The sequence below is a fragment of the Synechococcus sp. BS56D genome (assembly GCF_004332405.1).
Lineage (GTDB): Bacteria > Cyanobacteriota > Cyanobacteriia > PCC-6307 > Cyanobiaceae > Synechococcus_C.
In genome coordinates, this window is sequence record NZ_PHQU01000003.1 from 213,956 (window position 1) to 229,368 (window position 15,413).

General features: G+C 61.6%; 19 protein-coding genes. 7 read left to right on the plus strand and 12 right to left on the minus strand.

All coding sequences use genetic code 11. The annotated features are described in order from the left end of the window. Position 1 precedes the first annotated feature (1 nt). The 7 genes from secF to CWE17_RS05965 all read right to left on the minus strand — a co-directional run bounded on the left by secF (position 2) and on the right by CWE17_RS05965 (position 6,204). The gene (gene secF / locus CWE17_RS05935) at positions 2–967 is read right to left on the minus strand and encodes a protein translocase subunit SecF (RefSeq protein WP_131455436.1); all 966 of its coding nucleotides are present in this window, start codon (positions 965–967) and stop codon (positions 2–4) included. A gap of 3 nt (positions 968–970) precedes the next feature. Then, positions 971–2,458: a protein translocase subunit SecD gene (secD, locus tag CWE17_RS05940; protein WP_131455437.1), complete on the minus strand. Its 1,488-nt coding sequence runs from the start codon at positions 2,456–2,458 to the stop codon at positions 971–973. 3 nt (positions 2,459–2,461) lie between these two features. Next, positions 2,462–3,445 carry a pyruvate dehydrogenase complex E1 component subunit beta gene (locus tag CWE17_RS05945; RefSeq protein WP_131455438.1) on the minus strand — a complete coding sequence of 328 codons (984 nt, stop codon included), beginning with the start codon at positions 3,443–3,445 and terminating at the stop codon, positions 2,462–2,464. Positions 3,446–3,645: 200 nt separating this feature from the next. After that, the gene (locus CWE17_RS05950; protein WP_131455439.1) at positions 3,646–3,957 is read right to left on the minus strand and encodes a DUF3082 domain-containing protein; all 312 of its coding nucleotides are present in this window, start codon (positions 3,955–3,957) and stop codon (positions 3,646–3,648) included. Beyond that, positions 3,954–4,886: a 4-(cytidine 5'-diphospho)-2-C-methyl-D-erythritol kinase gene (gene ispE, locus CWE17_RS05955; RefSeq protein WP_131455440.1), complete on the minus strand. Its 933-nt coding sequence runs from the start codon at positions 4,884–4,886 to the stop codon at positions 3,954–3,956. Before ispE ends, CWE17_RS05950 begins: the two co-directional genes overlap by 4 nt. Continuing rightward, complete coding sequence (rsmA, locus tag CWE17_RS05960) at positions 4,883–5,725, minus strand: 16S rRNA (adenine(1518)-N(6)/adenine(1519)-N(6))-dimethyltransferase RsmA (RefSeq protein WP_131455441.1); 843 nt, start codon at positions 5,723–5,725, stop codon at positions 4,883–4,885. The genes ispE and rsmA overlap by 4 nt, the downstream gene beginning before the upstream one ends. Beyond that, a complete protein-coding gene (locus CWE17_RS05965; protein ID WP_370318280.1) occupies positions 5,722–6,204 on the minus strand; it encodes a YraN family protein in 483 nt (160 codons plus the stop codon). The genes rsmA and CWE17_RS05965 overlap by 4 nt, the downstream gene beginning before the upstream one ends. Positions 6,205–6,360: 156 nt before the next feature. On the opposite strand from CWE17_RS05965, the gene CWE17_RS05970 reads away from it, so the two are divergent. From CWE17_RS05970 to CWE17_RS05985, 4 genes are read left to right on the plus strand one after another with little or no spacing between them, the layout of a single operon-like run. Next, positions 6,361–6,843 (plus strand): pentapeptide repeat-containing protein, encoded by a 483-nt coding sequence (locus tag CWE17_RS05970; protein WP_131455443.1) that lies wholly within the window; start codon positions 6,361–6,363, stop codon positions 6,841–6,843. Next, positions 6,843–7,262, plus strand: coding sequence for a hypothetical protein (locus CWE17_RS05975; RefSeq protein ID WP_131455444.1), 420 nt, complete (start codon positions 6,843–6,845; stop codon positions 7,260–7,262). The genes CWE17_RS05970 and CWE17_RS05975 overlap by 1 nt, the downstream gene beginning before the upstream one ends. Further along, positions 7,259–7,693, plus strand: coding sequence for a 23S rRNA (pseudouridine(1915)-N(3))-methyltransferase RlmH (locus CWE17_RS05980; RefSeq protein WP_131455445.1), 435 nt, complete (start codon positions 7,259–7,261; stop codon positions 7,691–7,693). The genes CWE17_RS05975 and CWE17_RS05980 overlap by 4 nt, the downstream gene beginning before the upstream one ends. Before the next feature lie 18 nt (positions 7,694–7,711). After that, entirely contained in the window at positions 7,712–8,305 is a 594-nt protein-coding gene (locus CWE17_RS05985; protein WP_131455446.1) for an AAA family ATPase, read from the plus strand. On the opposite strand, the gene CWE17_RS05990 is transcribed toward CWE17_RS05985, so the two are convergent. Then, positions 8,292–8,678, minus strand: a complete 387-nt coding sequence (locus CWE17_RS05990) for a hypothetical protein (protein WP_131455447.1) — start codon at positions 8,676–8,678, stop codon at positions 8,292–8,294. The two genes, CWE17_RS05985 and CWE17_RS05990, sit on opposite strands and share 14 nt — an antisense overlap. 90 nt (positions 8,679–8,768) lie before the next feature. Here CWE17_RS05990 and CWE17_RS05995 point away from each other — a divergent pair, with 90 nt between their 5' ends. From CWE17_RS05995 to CWE17_RS06005, 3 genes are all read left to right on the plus strand, one after another. Further along, the gene (locus CWE17_RS05995) at positions 8,769–9,212 is read left to right on the plus strand and encodes a LexA family transcriptional regulator (protein WP_131455448.1); all 444 of its coding nucleotides are present in this window, start codon (positions 8,769–8,771) and stop codon (positions 9,210–9,212) included. A gap of 19 nt (positions 9,213–9,231) precedes the next feature. Continuing rightward, a complete protein-coding gene (locus CWE17_RS06000) occupies positions 9,232–10,506 on the plus strand; it encodes a Y-family DNA polymerase (RefSeq protein WP_131455449.1) in 1,275 nt (424 codons plus the stop codon). 150 nt (positions 10,507–10,656) lie between these two features. Beyond that, on the plus strand, positions 10,657–11,715 hold the full coding sequence (locus CWE17_RS06005) for a choloylglycine hydrolase family protein (protein WP_240789271.1): 1,059 nt from the start codon (positions 10,657–10,659) through the stop codon (positions 11,713–11,715). 18 nt (positions 11,716–11,733) lie between these two features. Here the strand turns inward: CWE17_RS06005 and CWE17_RS06010 are convergent, their stop codons facing one another. From CWE17_RS06010 to dnaG, 4 genes are read right to left on the minus strand one after another with little or no spacing between them, the layout of a single operon-like run. Continuing rightward, on the minus strand, positions 11,734–12,030 hold the full coding sequence (locus tag CWE17_RS06010; RefSeq protein WP_131455451.1) for a hypothetical protein: 297 nt from the start codon (positions 12,028–12,030) through the stop codon (positions 11,734–11,736). Next, entirely contained in the window at positions 12,030–12,287 is a 258-nt protein-coding gene (locus tag CWE17_RS06015; RefSeq protein ID WP_131455452.1) for a hypothetical protein, read from the minus strand. Before CWE17_RS06015 ends, CWE17_RS06010 begins: the two co-directional genes overlap by 1 nt. Before the next feature lies 1 nt (position 12,288). Further along, complete coding sequence (gene arsB, locus CWE17_RS06020; RefSeq protein ID WP_131455453.1) at positions 12,289–13,299, minus strand: ACR3 family arsenite efflux transporter; 1,011 nt, start codon at positions 13,297–13,299, stop codon at positions 12,289–12,291. After that, on the minus strand, positions 13,299–15,374 hold the full coding sequence (dnaG, locus tag CWE17_RS06025) for a DNA primase (RefSeq protein WP_131455454.1): 2,076 nt from the start codon (positions 15,372–15,374) through the stop codon (positions 13,299–13,301). Before dnaG ends, arsB begins: the two co-directional genes overlap by 1 nt. Positions 15,375–15,413: the final 39 nt, after the last annotated feature.

Genomic DNA, 15,413 nt, shown 5'->3' on the forward strand with positions numbered 1-15,413 from the left:
ATCAACTCGCGCGACTGGGGGCGACGGCGCGTCTGGACCAGAGCGTGAGAAGCGACGGAGCCAGGGCGATGCTCGACCAGCTACCGACGATGACGCCGGCGGCAAGAGCCACTGCAAACCACACCAGGGTGCTTCCCCCGAAGAGGATCAGGGCGAACAGGGGCATCAAGGTGGTGCCACTGGTGTAAAGCGTGCGCGTGAGGGTCGCAGTGACCGCATTGTCGACTTGCTCACCAATCGGACGATCGCCTTCCAGGCGCTGCCGTTCACGAATGCGGTCAAACACGACCACGGTGTCGTTGACCGAATAACCGGCAATTGTGAGCAGAGCCACTGCAAAAAGACTGTCGACCTCCAGGGCGATCAGCAGGCCCAGCCAGGCGAACAGGCCACAGACGATCACCACATCATGGGCAAGGGCCAGAAGCGCGAGCACGGCGTAGCGCCTGTCGTAGCGAATGCTGATGTAGACCGCGATTCCCGCGAAGGCGACCAGCAGGGAGATGAGACTGCTGCGCAACAACTGACTACCGAGGGTGGGACCGATCGTGTCAACCGCCTGTCCACCGGGCAGAAACGGTCCGGCCACAGGCGTGAGCGCAGCGATCACGGCCTGGCCCTGGGCCGCACTGAGGGTGGGCATGCGCAGCACCAGAGACTTGCCGCGATCGAGAAGCTGAACGCGCGCGGACGCAAGATTTGGTGCTGGCGCATCGGCATCGTCTGGCAATGGAGCCGCCGCAAGGACGTTCTGAAGCTCAGAGACCTTCAGTGCGCCACAGCTGGTCCCACAACGGCGCTCCAACTGGATCTGAGTACCGCCGGTGAAATCAAGGCCGGGGCGAAGGGGAGCATGAATCTGAGGGTTGGTCCAGCTGAGGAGGATGCCGAAGACGCTGACCGCAATCATCAGAAACGACACCCACCAGACACGACGACGAAGACGACTGACGTTGAAGACGACCATGGCTCAGACGGGAGACGTGGGGAGCTGTCGCTCTGGAATGAAATTGCTGATACGCCTCAGGCCCTGATAACTCATCAGGAAGCGCAAGAGCGTACGGGTGCAGGTGAGGGCGGTAAACAGGCTGAGCAAGACGCCGATTCCCAGGGTGGCGGCAAAGCCTTTCACGAGACCGGTGCCGAGGAAGAACAGAGCCGCACAACTGATCAAGGTGGTGAGGTGACCATCGACGATGGAGGAGAAGGCTTCGGAGAAGCCCGTCTCGATGGAACGGATCAGGGTGTTGCCCCGCCGCAACTCATCCTTGATGCGCTCAAAAATCAGCACATTGGCATCGACCGCCATGCCAACGCTGAGGATGAATCCAGCAATGCCTGGCAGGGTCAATGTGACGGGTAGAAGGGCGTAGATCGCGAGGTTGAACAACGCATAAAGGCTGAGAGCGAGCACGGCAACGAAGCCCGCCAACCGGTAAACCACCACCATGAAGACGGCCACGAGCGCCAGCCCAGAAAGGGCAGCAATCAAGCTGCGCCTGACGTTCTCGGCCCCAAGGCTGGGACCGATCGTGCGCACCTCAAGGATCTTCACGGGAAGAGGCAGCGATCCCCCCCGCAGCTGCACCTCAAGATCCCTCGCCTCTTCAGCGCTGAAATTGCCCGTGATCGAGGCTGCCCCCCCGGTGATGCCAGCCGCTTTGAACTGTTCACCGACGCTCGCCTCACTGATCGGCTGACCATCGAGAACAATGCCAAGCAAACGCCCTGTACCGGCGATGGAGCGGGTGAGTTCAGCAAAGGCATCTCCCCCCTCACGATTAAAGGAAAGGGTCACTTCCCAGCCGGGGGTATTGGGCTGCTGCTGACGACCTGCCGTCACAAGATCCTTGCCGGTGAGTGCTGCAGGCTCAAAACGGGCCACGATCTCCTGGTTGACCTTCTCCAGCAGCTGCTCGAGTTGCTGCTGCTCACTTCCGGCACTGCCACTGAGACCAAGAGCCTTCTGGGCCTTCGCGAGCTGTTCGAGATCGAGATCCTCGTTTTGCTGGGAGGGTTGTGCCGATTCGGCTCGAGCCTGACGCGCCGCAAGGATGGCCTTGGTCTGAGCGCGAAGCTTGAGCAGACCACGCATGTCCTCCTCTGTGCCGGGCTTCTGGGCACGGAATTCAAGTAGGGCCGTGCTGCCGAGCACCTTGGCGGCCCGGGAGGGGTCGGTCTCCCCAGGCAGCTGCAGAACCAGTTGATCGTCACCAATGGTCTGAAGAGTCGACTCGGAGACTCCCAATCCATTGACCCGGCGGTCGAGGACCGCCTTCACCGCCTCCAGTTGCTCGGGCTTGACGGTTTTGATCTCACCGCCGGGCTGCACCTCGAGGGTGAGCTGACTGCCGCCGCGCAAATCAAGACCAAGCTGCAAAGGGAAGCTGGCAAGCACCGATGCCGCCGCAATCGCTAGGGCGAGGATGAGGGCAAACCAGCCCTGCTGACGCGCCATTGATCAGATCCCCACGCGAACGATCTGCTGAGCCGCCTCAACGATCTGATGGGGCTGAATGATCGTGAGGTTCTCGAGATTTCCGTTGTAGGGGGTAGGGATGTCCTGGCTGGAGAGACGCACAGGGCGAGCATCGAGATCATCGAAGCACTGCTCGGTGATCAGGGCGATCAGTTCGGCACCGATGCCGCCGGTCTTCATGCACTCCTCCACCACGATCACCCGATGGGTTTTACGGATCGAGCGGGCGATCGTTTCCATATCAAAGGGTTTGAGGCTGATCAAATCGATCAACTCCACGCTGATGCCATCGGCTTCCAGCTGTTCCACAGCCTTGAGGCAGTGGTGACGCATGCGTGAGTAAGTGAGGATCGTGACGTCAGTCCCCTCTTGCACCAGGTCGGCCTGATCGAGTGCACAGGTGTACTCACCCTCTGGCAACTCTTCACTCAGGTTGTAGAGGAGCACATGCTCGAAGAAGAGCACAGGGTTGTTGTCGCGGATCGCCGCCTTCATCAACCCCTTGGCATTGGTGGGCGTACTGCAGGCCACGATCTTGATGCCGGGCACGGCATGGAAGTAGGCCTCAAGTCGCTGGCTGTGCTCGGCACCGAGCTGGCGGCCTACACCACCGGGGCCACGCACGACCGTAGGAATCGTGAAGTTGCCGCCGCTGGTGTAGCGGAGCATGCCCATGTTGTTTGAGATCTGATTGAAGGCGAGCAACAGAAAGCCCATATTCATGCCTTCCACGATGGGGCGAAGGCCCGTCATCGCTGCTCCGACGGCCATGCCGGTGAAGCTGTTTTCCGCAATCGGGGTGTCGAGCACCCTCAGCTCGCCGTACTTCTCGTACAGATCCTTGGTGACTTTGTAGGAACCGCCGTACTGACCGACGTCCTCTCCCATCACGCAGACATGGGGATCTCGAGCCATCTCCTCGTCGATGGCTTCACGGAGTGCGTTGAAAAGAAGCGTCCCTGCCACGGCGTTGCTGTCGGTCCGGCCTTGCCGGCATCAGCGGCCAAGCTATCTCAGTCCGGGCGCCTTCACCCTCCGGCGGCGAAGGTTGTGAGCAGCAGCACCGAGAGGAGCAGGCCCGGAGACAGAAGCAAAACCAGCTGACCGAGATCGTGGGGCGTCATGGAAGAACGTCGCTCTAGAAGCGATGAGGGCACGGTCAGACGCTAGGCAGCATCGGGCTCCTGGCCTGTGAAGAGACTGCGAAGAAACACCAGAAACAAGCCCAAGCCGATGAAGGCAAAGCTGAAGGTGGCCAGGAAACACATGCCGATCAACAGGGTTTTGAGCGCCGTGGCAATGCTTTGGGCAATCGGTGAGCTGTAGTTCGGAGGATGGGCTGCGAAATAGAGCACCATGCGCTTGCTGAGGCCGAGGCTCAACCAGGCGAGCAACAGGCTTGTGAGGGAACCCGAGACGAAGCTGAGGGGACCCTTGCGCCTCTCCTCATTCGGTTGACCGCTGTTCTTGCTGTTCATGCCGCCAGCTTGGCCCCATGGCCCAGAAAGGAACAACTCCAGGCTTCCAGCCCTGCGTCATGGAACTGTTCCCGATGCTGTTCAAGGGCAAGATCCGCAGCGCTGCGATCGGGGAACAGAGCGAAACAGCTCGGGCCGGAACCACTCATGGCCACCCGCAGCTGTCCAGGGAGGTCCGCGAGCAGCTGCAGAGCGATTGGCACCGCAGGGGTCTGGGGGGCGACGACCTCCTGCAGGTCGTTGCGCAATGGAGGAATCCGCAGGTCGTCATGGGGCTGCAGCCAGGGCGCCTGACGCAAAGCCTGACGGCGATCCTCAAAGGCCGACTCGTCGTCGAGGTAGGTGGCCCCGCGCAGGCGTCGACATTCGCCGTAAGCCCAAGGGGTCGAGACGCTGACCAGGGGATCCTTGACGAGCACGACCCCAAAACGATGGCAACCAGCCACCAGAGGCTCCAGGGTTTCACCGCGGCCGAAGCAAAGCTGGCTGCCTCCGGCAATGCAGAAGGGCATATCGGAACCCAGGTCTGCCGCCATGCACTCGAGCTCGGCCTGGCTGTGGCCCAAGCCCCAAAGGGTGTTGAGCGCCACCAGGGCGGCTGCACCGTCACTGGAGCCGCCGGCCAGACCTGCCCCGATCGGGATTCGCTTGCTGAGATGAAGCCTGGCGCCCAGTTCACCAAAGCCAGAGCGCTGGCGGAGCAATTCCGCAGCCATCACGATCAGATTGTCGCGCCCGCAGCTCAGATCGTCGCGATCACAGGTGAGATGCAAGCTGCCGTCTGCGGTGTTGATGCAGGAGAGCTCATCGGCCAGATCGATGCTCTGCATCACCATCGCCAGCTCATGAAAGCCATCGGCTCGGAGGCCAAGCACCTCCAGGTGCAGATTGATTTTGGCTGGGGCGCTGACGCGAACCGTGGCCGTCATGACGTCGTTGAGGCGATGACGGCCTGATTCAAACCCCTAGCGAAGCGGACCCAGGCCTCGGGTGCGATCTCCTGAGGGCGCTGCTGCAGCTGAATTCCCGCTGATGCAGTCAGATCCTGAAGCTGTTCAGGTGCACAGAGGCCAGCCAGAGTGTTGCGCAGCATCTTGCGTCGAGCGAGAAACGCCATACGCAATAAGCGCTCAACCGTGCGGGCCAGCTCCGGCTCCAGGCGCTGGTTGATCGGCAGAGGATCGAGGCGGATCACCTCCGACTGCACCTTCGGCGGCGGCTGAAAACAACGGGGAGGCACCGCACAAACGGACTGGCAGCTGGCCAGCAGCTGCATCCGCACGCTCAGGGCGCTGAAGCTGCTGGCACCGGGGCGGGCGCGAACCCGTTCGGCCACCTCCTTCTGCACGAGCAGCACCAACGATTGATAGGGAGGATCAACAGGCCGATCGAGGCGTCCGATCAGGCGCTCCAGCAAAGGGCCAGTGATGTTGTAAGGGATGTTGGCCACCACCTTGGTGGCTGGTGCATCGTCGGGAAGGGTGAGTGGCCCTTCCAGCACATCTCCCTGCCTCAGAGAGAAACGGGAATCACCTGCGAAGCGTTCCTGCAGGCCCGCCACAAGATCACGGTCGAGCTCAATGGCATGAACTCGGGCCGCTGGCGATGCCAGCAGTCGCTCGGTGAGGGCGCCCCGACCGGGCCCAACCTCCAGCACACGATCCTCGGGCTGGAGATCAGCAGCGCTGAGAATCTGATCCAACACGCGCTCATCGGTGAGCCAGTGCTGTCCGAAGCGCTTGCGGGTGGTGTGGCCGGAGAAGCTCATGATTCCTGGGACCATCCTTCACTGTGCAGGAACGCAGCCACCCGGATCCATCGCACCGGTTTGATACTGGGGGGCAAGGGCACCAAGGCCAGCACCACCTCTAGACCCGTGCTGGACCAAAGGGGATTTTCGACCTGCCAGCAGGCCAGCGCCCTGCCCAAGCAACTGCGCTTGCGATAACCGAAAGCATGCAGGCCCCATCCATCCAAACCGGCTGAGCTCCGACCCTTGACCTCCACCGCCAGTAACCGCCCCTGCGGTGGCGCTCCCTTGGCCATCACAAGATCAATCTCACCCCAGCGGCAACGCCAGCGCTGCGCCAAACAGCGCCAGCCCTGCTGGCGTAGTAGGCGCAGCGCCCTGCGTTCGGCCCACTGGCCCTGATCCGGAGGCTGCACCGCTCTTGAGCCCATGACCGACACCCCCGGATCAGCACTGCCAAGACAAAGCATTCCCCCCAACCATTGCCGAGACTGCATGACACGTCTTCGCGTTAATAACGTTACGAATTCGTGCTATTCAATAGCACTTCAGCGCCACCTCAACGCCACCTCAACGCCACCTCAACGCCACTGCGCACTCGCCAACCGATCCAGCCCTTCAGAATGGCGATATCTCCGGAATCGCAGCGGTCCATGCGTTCACGCCTGCTTGTGCTTCTGATCGGCCTGCTGCTGCCCCTCTCTCTTGTGCTGCAGCCGGCACCAGCCCTGGCGGCCATGGACTACGCCAAGCAGGTGCTGATCGGCGCAGACTTCTCAGGACGGGAGATGCAGGGCGTCACCTTCAACCTCACCAACCTGCGCGAAGCCGATTTATCAGGCAGTGATCTACAGGGAGCCAGCTTGTTCGGCGCCAAGCTGCAGGATGCCGATCTCAGTAACACCAATCTTCGCGACGCCACCCTCGATTCCGCCGTGCTGGATGGCACCAACCTCAGCAATGCGGTCTTGGAGGACGCCTTCGCCTTCAACACCCGCTTCATCAACGTGACGATCAGCGGCGCTGACTTCACGAACGTGCCCCTGCGTGGCGATGTGCTCAAAACCCTCTGCGCAGCCGCTGAAGGCACCAATCCGGTGACCGGCCGCAACACCCGCGACACCCTCGGCTGCTGATGAGCTTCGATCCCCGCAGCCTGGAACGCCTGAAGGAGCTGGGCCGGAGCCTTCCCCAGGCCCTGCCCGCGCCCGAGGCGAAACCAGCACCATCGCCGAAGGCCAGTGAGCGACGCCACAAGGTGGAAACGGAGCAGAACCCGGAGCAGCTGTTTCGCGAACTGATGCACGTGAGCCCCGATGGCACGGTGCCCGAGCACCTGATGCAGCGCCTGAAGGAAGCGGAAGAGCGCACCAAGCTCGAACGTCGCCCTCCCCCGGCAACCACCAGCTCCCCCTTACCGCCGACGACCAGTCAACGGCCGAACAAAGGCAAAACCACCCGCGCCCAGCGCCCCCCCGTCACGCCGGGCAGCGAAGAGGAAAGCCTCTATGTGGCCTTCGGGCAGTTGCTACTGGAAGACGAGGAAGAGGATTGAATCCCTCCCGCTGCCGGATCATCGCCGTCGGCAAGGTGCGCAAGGGCTGGGTGCAGGAAGGGGTGGAGCTCTACCTCAAGCGACTCCCTGGGCTCACCGTGGTGGAACTCAAGGACAGCAGCAGAGAGAAGGAGGCGGAGGCGATCCGTGCCGCTCTGCGATCCGATGAACTCCCGGTGATGCTGATGGAGCAGGGTGACACCCTCGCCTCGGTGCCCTTCGCCACGCGACTCGACCAGTTCGGCAACGAACGCCTGGCCTTTGTGATTGGCGGCGCCGATGGGCTGACCGATGAGCTCAAAGCTGCCGCCCGCTGGCAACTGAGCCTCTCACCAATGACCTTCCCCCATGAATTGGCCCGGCTCCTGCTGCTCGAGCAGCTTTACCGAGCCCAGGCGATCCTGCAGGGGAGCCCCTATCACCGGGCTTGAACCCTTGTCTAGGCATCCATGCGCATTGCCATCTCAGGCGCCCACTCTCTGGGCAAAAGCACCTTGGTGAACGACTGGGTGCAAGCCCACCCTGAGTACATCAGAGAAGAGGAACCATTTCGCGCACTGGCTGCGATGGACTACGAGATTCTCTTCCGGCAGGAGTGCAACCGTCTCCACAACGGCATTCAGTTGTTTTACAACGCCAGCCGCATCAATTCTTATTCCAGTCCTGCTGACAATGTGATTTTCGATCGTTGCCCAGTTGATTACATCGCCTACTCGCAATACACAGCCAACCATGGCAGTACCGACATCACCGATCAGTTTGTCAAGGCCATGGAATGCTCCATTCGTGACAGCCTCCGCCACCTAGACCTTCTCGTCTTCATTCCCATGTCTGAGTCGTGGCCCGTTGCCATGGAAGACGATGGGATTCGTCCAATCGACCTTCCCTATCGAGATGAGGTCGATGCAATCTTCAAAGAGATCTATCGCCACAGGCGATTTGATGTTTTTCCCGAGCACGATGCACCACGATTCATCGAGCTGAGCGGATCTCGGACGGATCGAGTTCACGCCATCGAAGCAGCCCTCTTCACCAAGCCGTAAGGGTCAGTGGCTGGAACTTGGCGACACTCAGGGTCCAGCCGCGGCCCGCCATGACCCGAAGGCCGGCCTGGAACGCTGGGGTATCCCCCGTGTTCAGCCAGGCGGCCTTGAGAGCCGGCAAGTCTTCCGGCAACCGCTCCATCGGCAACTCCACCAGCAGCAGACTGTCCAGACCACAGACACGGCGAATCGGCCCGTCGTCACTCCGCTGCCACACACGCAGCAACAGCTCCAGCGCCAGGGCATGGGCCACCTCCACGGGCTGCTCAGCAGCAGCGGCCTCGACCGTCAGCGAACGACCGGCGAGGGGCAAGGCCCGCCGCCCCTCCTGCTCGATCAGAGCTAGAGCGACGAGATAAGGAGCCTCAGCCATCGGGAACAGAGCAATGGGCGCATCCTCACCGATCCCAAGAGCCACAAAGCCAGAACATCTGTACTATTCCATGGAGTCGGATGGTCTCCATTGCCGGTCGATCGCTCCTCTCTTCAAGCAGCACAGCCCCTGCGCCTCCAGCGCCATCCGCTCCACCTGCCCCTGGCTAGCGAACGGGTGGCCGCAGGCTTTCCCTCTCCCGCGGACGATTACGTGGAGGTGGGGATCGACCTGAATGAACAACTGATCCGCCATCCCACCAGCACCTTCTTTCTAAGAGTGAGCGGCGACTCCATGACCGGCGCCGGCATTCATGACGGCGATCTGCTTGTGGTGGACCGCAGCCTCGATCCCAGGCCGGGTCGGGTGGTGGTGGCGGTGCTTGATGGCGGTTTCACCCTCAAGCGACTGGCACGCCATCGCGGCCAGCTGCGCCTGGAGGCCGCTAATCCCGACTATCCGCCCCTCGACCTGCATCGCTGCGGCGATGTGCAGATCTGGGGAGTGGCGATCCATGTCATTCACCCGCTCTGAACCCTCAGGGGCAAGTCCCATGCCTGCTGTCACGGCCCTCATTGATGCCAACAATTTCTATGCCTCTTGCGAGCAGAGCCTTGATCCAGCCCTGATCGGCAGACCGGTGGTGGTGCTCTCCAACAACGACGGCTGCATCGTGGCCCGCAGCGCCGAAGCCCGAGCCCTAGGCATTGCCATGGGCACCCCCTATTTCCAAGCAAAGCGCGACCTGGAACGCCATGACGTGGTGGTGCGCAGCTCCAACTACGCCCTCTACGCCGATATGAGCCAGCGGCTGATGAGCCTTCTGGAAGGGGAGGTGGAGGAGCTGGAGATCTATTCAATCGACGAGGCCTTCGCCCGGCTCAGCCGACCGGCCGACGGCGATCTCCTGCCCTGGGGGAGACGCCTGCGCGCCCTGGCCCGACGCAACCTGGGCTTACCAATCGCAATTGGACTTGGCTCCAGCAAGGGGCAGGCCAAACTCGCCAACCGCTTGGCCAAGGTGGAACCGGCCCATGCCGGCCTGTTTGATCTAGTGCGCTGCTGTGATGTCGACCGATGGCTTGAAACAATCGCCATCGAAGACGTGTGGGGAATCGGCCGCAAGCTGGCCCACTGGTGCCGGCTGCGGGGCGTGAGCAATGCCCGCCAGCTGCGCGATATGCCCAGCGGTGAACTGCGGGCCAAAGCCGGCGTGGTGGGTGTGCGGCTGCAACGGGAACTGCAGGGCTACAGCTGCCTACCCCTTGATCTGGCCCCCTCCGCCAAGCAGGAGACCTGCGTAAGCCGCAGCTTCAGCCGACCCATCACCAGCCTGGAGGAACTGTGCGAAGCAGTGGCCACCTACGTGGTGCGCGCCGCCGAGAAACTACGCAAGCAACAGCAACGGGCCGCCGCCCTCACGGTGTTCACACGCACCAGTCCCTTCGTCCCTGGCTTCTACAGCCAGGCCGCCAGCACTCGCCTAGACCTACCCAGCAACGACACCCAAACACTGCTCAACGCCGCTTTGCCTCTGGTGGAGCGAATCTTCCAGCCGCACCGCCAGCTCGCCAAAGCCGGGGTACTGATGCAGCACCTGCAGAGCAGCGACCAGCTGCAGCATCACCTGCTGGTGCCCTGCAGCGAAGCCGAGCAGCAACGGCGCGACAACTTGATGAACACAATCGACCGACTGAACCAGCGCTACGGCCGTGGCACCGTGCAATGGGCTGCCTGCGGACTGGATCCCAGTTGGGCCATGCGCCGGGAGCGACTGGGACGAGCCGCCACCACTCGGCTCAGTGATGTGCCGGTCGTGCGGGCCTAAACAGTCATAAAGAAAGAGGGTCAGATCGCCTCACAACAGGAATCGATTCACACGATGAAGTGGATCGCGCAACACAAAAACAACATGCAAAGGATTTGCAGCAAGGTCATTGGCGCACTTGCGGGGATAGGAGTGCTTGGGGGCGCGGGTTTGAACAGCGTTCAAGCCTGCACAAGCTTCACGTTGAAAGGCAATGACGGTGGCCATGTGTATGGCCGCACGATGGAATTCGGCCAACCGCTGAACAGCGCCGCCGTGTTGATTCAGCGGGGGACGCCGTTACGCGGCAATGGGCCCAACGGCGGCATTGGCAACGGGCTCGCCTGGACCAGTCGCTACGCCGTGGTGGGACTCAATGCCCTGGGCCTCAAGGATGTGGTGCCCGATGGCATGAATGAAAAGGGATTGGCCGGCGGCCTGCTCTATTTCGCTGGCTATGCAGACTTTCAAAAGGTTCCAGCAGGACAGACCAAGCGCTCGATCAACAGCGCCCAACTGCTCACCTATGTGCTGACCAACTTCGCCACCATCGAGGAGGTGAAGCAAGGACTTCCCAAGATCCTGGTGAACGGAGCCGCCGTGAAGGCCTTTGGCGGTCCACTCCCCATCCACATGACATTGCATGACCGCAGCGGCAAGAGCCTGTCAGTGGAATACATCAAGGGAACGCTGACCATGATGGACAACCCAACGGGGACCTACACCAACGACCCCCCGTTTCCCTATCACCTGGCGACGGCAGGGAATTACGCCAACTTGAGCGCCATGCCACCGGCGGAGATGACAATCAATGGCCTAAAGCTGCCACCCACCAGCACCGGTGGTGGCCTGCATGGGTTGCCAGGGGATTTCCTCTCCACCTCCCGCTTCATTCGCGCCCTGCTGCTCAGCCGCTTCGCACCAACCAATCTCAGCACCAAGCAACAGGTCGGAACCGCGTTTCGTCTGCTGGGCCAGTTTGATCTGCCACCAGGGAGCATTTTGCTTCCGCCAGGTGGGTCCTTCGGTGGAGCCGGATCCACAACCACCTATGAGATCACGGAGTGGAGTGTGGCTGCTGACCAAAAAAACCTGGTGTACTACATCCAGACCTATGACAATCCAGGCTTACGCAGCCTGAATTTTGACCAGCTGCCTCTCGATGGAGGAACGATCAAAGTGATGCCTCTGAATCAACCGCTGAACGTGACGGTTCTGAAGCCCTCCTGAGTCCTGATCAACGAAGGATCAGACCTGTTGAAGCAACTGCACAGCCTTCTCACGGCGGCTGCATAGCAACACCATCCGCTCCCCATGGGCGTTAAGACCGGTCTGCTCCCGGAGCAAATCAGTGCTGGCCAAAGCCAAGCCGCAGGTTTCACAAAACAGCACCGGCAGGGTACCTCCATGGCCTGACATCCCCTGGAGGTCCAGCGCCTGACGCACCGCCCGTTGGGCCTTGTCGGTGCCGAGCCGCTCGACCATGGCAGGCCAGAGGTGATTCACCGGTTGGGTGTCGGAGAAATCAATCGATGGGGAGGGCATCAGAGAGGCAGCTGCTCCAGCGCAACCACGATCATCTGTGGGGTCACAGGGATCGTCTCCAGGGCTTCGGCGTTGTCGAGATAGGCCTCGAAGGAGGCAAAACGCTCGATCCTGGGATCCGCACCCTCGGCCGCACAGGCAGCAATCCAATCATTGTCGTCGGGCTTGACGGCCACATAGGCCTGCAGGGCCTCGTCTAGATCGGCACCATCACCGATGCCATCGCCATGCCAGATGGTCTCGAAGAATTCAGACATCTCAGGCGGGAAAGAGACGGCGGTTGCGATTGGCGATTGCCACCAGCGACAGCATGACGGGAACCTCCACCAACACGCCCACCACCGTGGCCAGGGCAGCGCCCGATTGCAACCCAAACAGGCTGATCGCCACAGCGACGGCCAATTCAAAGAAATTGGAGGCGCCGATCATCGCCCCCGGCGCGGCAATGGCACGGGGCTGGCCCCAGAGGCGCATCCACTGGGCGCTGATCCAGAAGATCAGATAGGTCTGCAGGATCAGGGGAACAGCGATCAACAGGATCGCCAGCGGCTCCGCAAGGATCGAGCGGGCCTGCACCATGAACAGCAGCAGCACCGTACCGATCAAGCAAACAATGGAGAGTGGCTTGAGGCGCTGTTCGAGACGCTCAATCCGGCCAGGGGAGCGGAGCAACAGCCGAGTGAGCCAGCCGGCTGCCAAGGGCACCACGACAAACAGCCCGACAGCAGCGAACAGCGTGTCCCAGGGCACCAAGACCTCACTGACCCCCAGCAGAAGGGCAGCGATCGGTGCAAAGGCGAACACCATGATCAGATCGTTGACCGCCACCTGCACCAGGGTGTAATTGGGATCGCCGTCGCTGAGACGGCTCCAGACGAAGACCATGGCCGTGCAGGGGGCCACGCCAAGCAGGATCATGCCGGCCACGTATTGATCCCCCAGCTCCACGGGAATCCAACTGGAGAAGAGTCCGCGGATGAACACCCAGGCGAGGGCAGTCATCGTGAGTGGCTTGATCAGCCAGTTCACCACCACGGTGATGAGCAAACCGCGCGGCTGACGGCTGAGACCTCCGATCGCGGAGAAATCCACCGCCAGCATCATCGGATAAATCATTCCCCAGATCAGCAGAGCGATCGGCAGGTTGATTCCGGCCAACTCGAGGCTCGACAAGGTATCGGGCAGGGAGGGCACCAGGGCGCCGATGGCGACCCCAGCCACGATCGCCAAAGCAATCCAAAGGGAAAGAAACCGCTCAAAAAGCCCCATCAGGCCGCTGGTGGCAACGCATCAGTCTGCGGGATCGCGCTCACGGTGTAGCCGGCGCAACGCTGCTGGTCGAGATGGGCCAGGTGTTTGCGTTCGCTGTAATACAGATCCTGGAAGCGCAATGCATCCGCGTTCAGCTCCTCAAACATGGTCTGGATGCGCGCCTCCATGTCGATGGCAACGTCGGACTCGGGCTGCACCTGACTGATCAGAGAGGCGATGCAGCGCTCAAGAGTCTCCAGCCGTTGACCACCCCAGGCTTCCAAGAGATGGCGGCAACGTTTGATGCTCTTCTGCCGCTCGAGCATGGCGGCGGTGCCGCGCAGCTGCTGGATCGGATTCGCCAACGCCAGCATCTGCAACTCACCCGGCTCCAACAGGGGGGTCAGACGCGACACCAGCGCGCTGTTCTCAAGAATGAGCTGATCGGTGAGCAACCGCGGCAGATCCAGATCCGCAAGTGCATGCCCGGGATCCTCCCCCCTGCTGATTGCCTCCAGCTGGCCAGCATCCAGGTTGGTTTCCTCCAGCTCACTGATGGCAGACCAGAGCAAGCGGTGATGTTGAAGTCCAAAGTCCTCCAATTCCCTCTGCCGCAACTCCCTGCGGATCACACCGCGATGCGATGGGCAATGCAGGTAAAGGCGCAGGAGCTCCGCTTCACAGCGCTCACGCTGACTGGATTCCCCCGGTTGCTCGAACCGGGCTGAGCGCCCATGCCAGCGCTGCCCCTTGACCTGCTGGCGTAGATCGTCCTCGAGCTGAAGCGCCACACGCCCCTGGCCGCCGCTGAGCCGTTCAGCGACCTGCTGCAGGTAATGGGTACGGATGGCTGACTGGGGCAACTTGCCCAGGAGTTGCACCAGGGCGGCAACAGCTTGCTGAAACTGATCGGCTTTTGCCAGATCACGTCCCTCGAGCACTTGCTCGATCTGCCAATCAAGCCAGAGAGGAGCCTGATCGAGCAGGGCGCGATAGTCGCCGGCGCCGTGCTCCTTGAGGTACTCATCAGGATCCTTGCCCGAGGGCAGATGCAGCACCCTCAGCTCGAGCTGCCCCTGCAAGGCCAGCTGCTCCACTTCACCGATGGCCCGGTTGGCGGCCCGCACCCCGGCACCGTCTGCATCGAAATTGAGCACGATGCGTTTGCCGTCACTGCAGCGACAGAGTTGGGTGATCTGCTGACTGCTGAGGGCCGTACCCAGGGAGGCGACTGCATTGGTAATTCCGGCCGCATGGAGTGCGATCACATCGAAATAGCCCTCCACCACAACGGCGCGGTCGTCCTTACGGATCGGATTGGCAGCCCGATCCAGGCCAAAAAGATGCTTGCCCTTCTCAAACACCTCCGTTTCAGGGGAGTTGAGGTATTTCGGTTCCGAACCATCCAGGCTGCGGCCACCGAACCCGATCACGCGGCCCTGCCGGTCGCGGATCGGCACCATCACCCGGTGGCGGAAACGGTCATAGAAGCCGTTGCCGCCCTTACGGGGCACGACGAGACCGGCCGCTTCCAGCAATTCGGGAGGCATCCCCTCCACCTGCTGCAGATGGCTCAACAGACCATCCCACTGATCGGGGGCATAGCCAAGTTCAAAACTCTCGAGGGTGGCCTCACTCAACCCTCTGGACTCACGCAGATAGGCCAGCGCCTCAGCGCCGACAGGCTGCTTGAGCTGACTGCGGAACCATCCCGCCGCCAGGGCTAAGGCGCGGTGAAGACGATCACGGCGCGAGAGCTGCTGCCTCAGACGCTCCTGTTGGGGCCCCTCGACCGTTTCGACCGGCAACTGATATTTCCGAGCGAGATCCAGCACCACATCGCCGAAACTCTGACGCTGCAACTCCATCAAAAACTTGATGGAGTTCCCTCCGGCCCCGCAGGAAAAGCAGTAATAGAACTGCTTGGCGGGCGACACCGTCATCGACGGCTTGCTGTCGTCGTGAAACGGGCAAATGCCGACGAACTCACGCCCCTTCTTCTTGAGCACAACGTGCTCACCAACCACATCAACGATGTCGGCACGCTCCTTGACGGCTTCAATCGTGCGGGGGTGGAGCCGGGGCATCGCCATCGGTCCATTCTGCGGGACCTGACACCGAGTGGCATGGTT

What these genes read in the sequence shown, in the direction of transcription:
- rsmA (WP_131455441.1), bottom strand. Translation starts at nt 5,725, where the DNA reads ATGAGCTTCTCCGGCCACACCACCCGCAAGCGCTTCGGACAGCACTGG.
- CWE17_RS06010 (WP_131455451.1), bottom strand. Translation starts at nt 12,030, where the DNA reads ATGCCCTCCCCATCGATTGATTTCTCCGACACCCAACCGGTGAATCAC.
- CWE17_RS05975 (WP_131455444.1), top strand. Translation starts at nt 6,843, where the DNA reads ATGAGCTTCGATCCCCGCAGCCTGGAACGCCTGAAGGAGCTGGGCCGG.
- CWE17_RS05965 (WP_370318280.1), bottom strand. Translation starts at nt 6,204, where the DNA reads ATGCAGTCTCGGCAATGGTTGGGGGGAATGCTTTGTCTTGGCAGTGCT.
- arsB (WP_131455453.1), bottom strand. Translation starts at nt 13,299, where the DNA reads ATGGGGCTTTTTGAGCGGTTTCTTTCCCTTTGGATTGCTTTGGCGATC.
- dnaG (WP_131455454.1), bottom strand. Translation starts at nt 15,374, where the DNA reads ATGGCGATGCCCCGGCTCCACCCCCGCACGATTGAAGCCGTCAAGGAG.
- ispE (WP_131455440.1), bottom strand. Translation starts at nt 4,886, where the DNA reads ATGACGGCCACGGTTCGCGTCAGCGCCCCAGCCAAAATCAATCTGCAC.
- CWE17_RS05970 (WP_131455443.1), top strand. Translation starts at nt 6,361, where the DNA reads ATGCGTTCACGCCTGCTTGTGCTTCTGATCGGCCTGCTGCTGCCCCTC.
- secF (WP_131455436.1), bottom strand. Translation starts at nt 967, where the DNA reads ATGGTCGTCTTCAACGTCAGTCGTCTTCGTCGTCGTGTCTGGTGGGTG.
- secD (WP_131455437.1), bottom strand. Translation starts at nt 2,458, where the DNA reads ATGGCGCGTCAGCAGGGCTGGTTTGCCCTCATCCTCGCCCTAGCGATT.
- CWE17_RS06000 (WP_131455449.1), top strand. Translation starts at nt 9,232, where the DNA reads ATGCCTGCTGTCACGGCCCTCATTGATGCCAACAATTTCTATGCCTCT.
- CWE17_RS06015 (WP_131455452.1), bottom strand. Translation starts at nt 12,287, where the DNA reads ATGTCTGAATTCTTCGAGACCATCTGGCATGGCGATGGCATCGGTGAT.
- CWE17_RS05985 (WP_131455446.1), top strand. Translation starts at nt 7,712, where the DNA reads ATGCGCATTGCCATCTCAGGCGCCCACTCTCTGGGCAAAAGCACCTTG.
- CWE17_RS05950 (WP_131455439.1), bottom strand. Translation starts at nt 3,957, where the DNA reads ATGAACAGCAAGAACAGCGGTCAACCGAATGAGGAGAGGCGCAAGGGT.
- CWE17_RS05990 (WP_131455447.1), bottom strand. Translation starts at nt 8,678, where the DNA reads ATGGCTGAGGCTCCTTATCTCGTCGCTCTAGCTCTGATCGAGCAGGAG.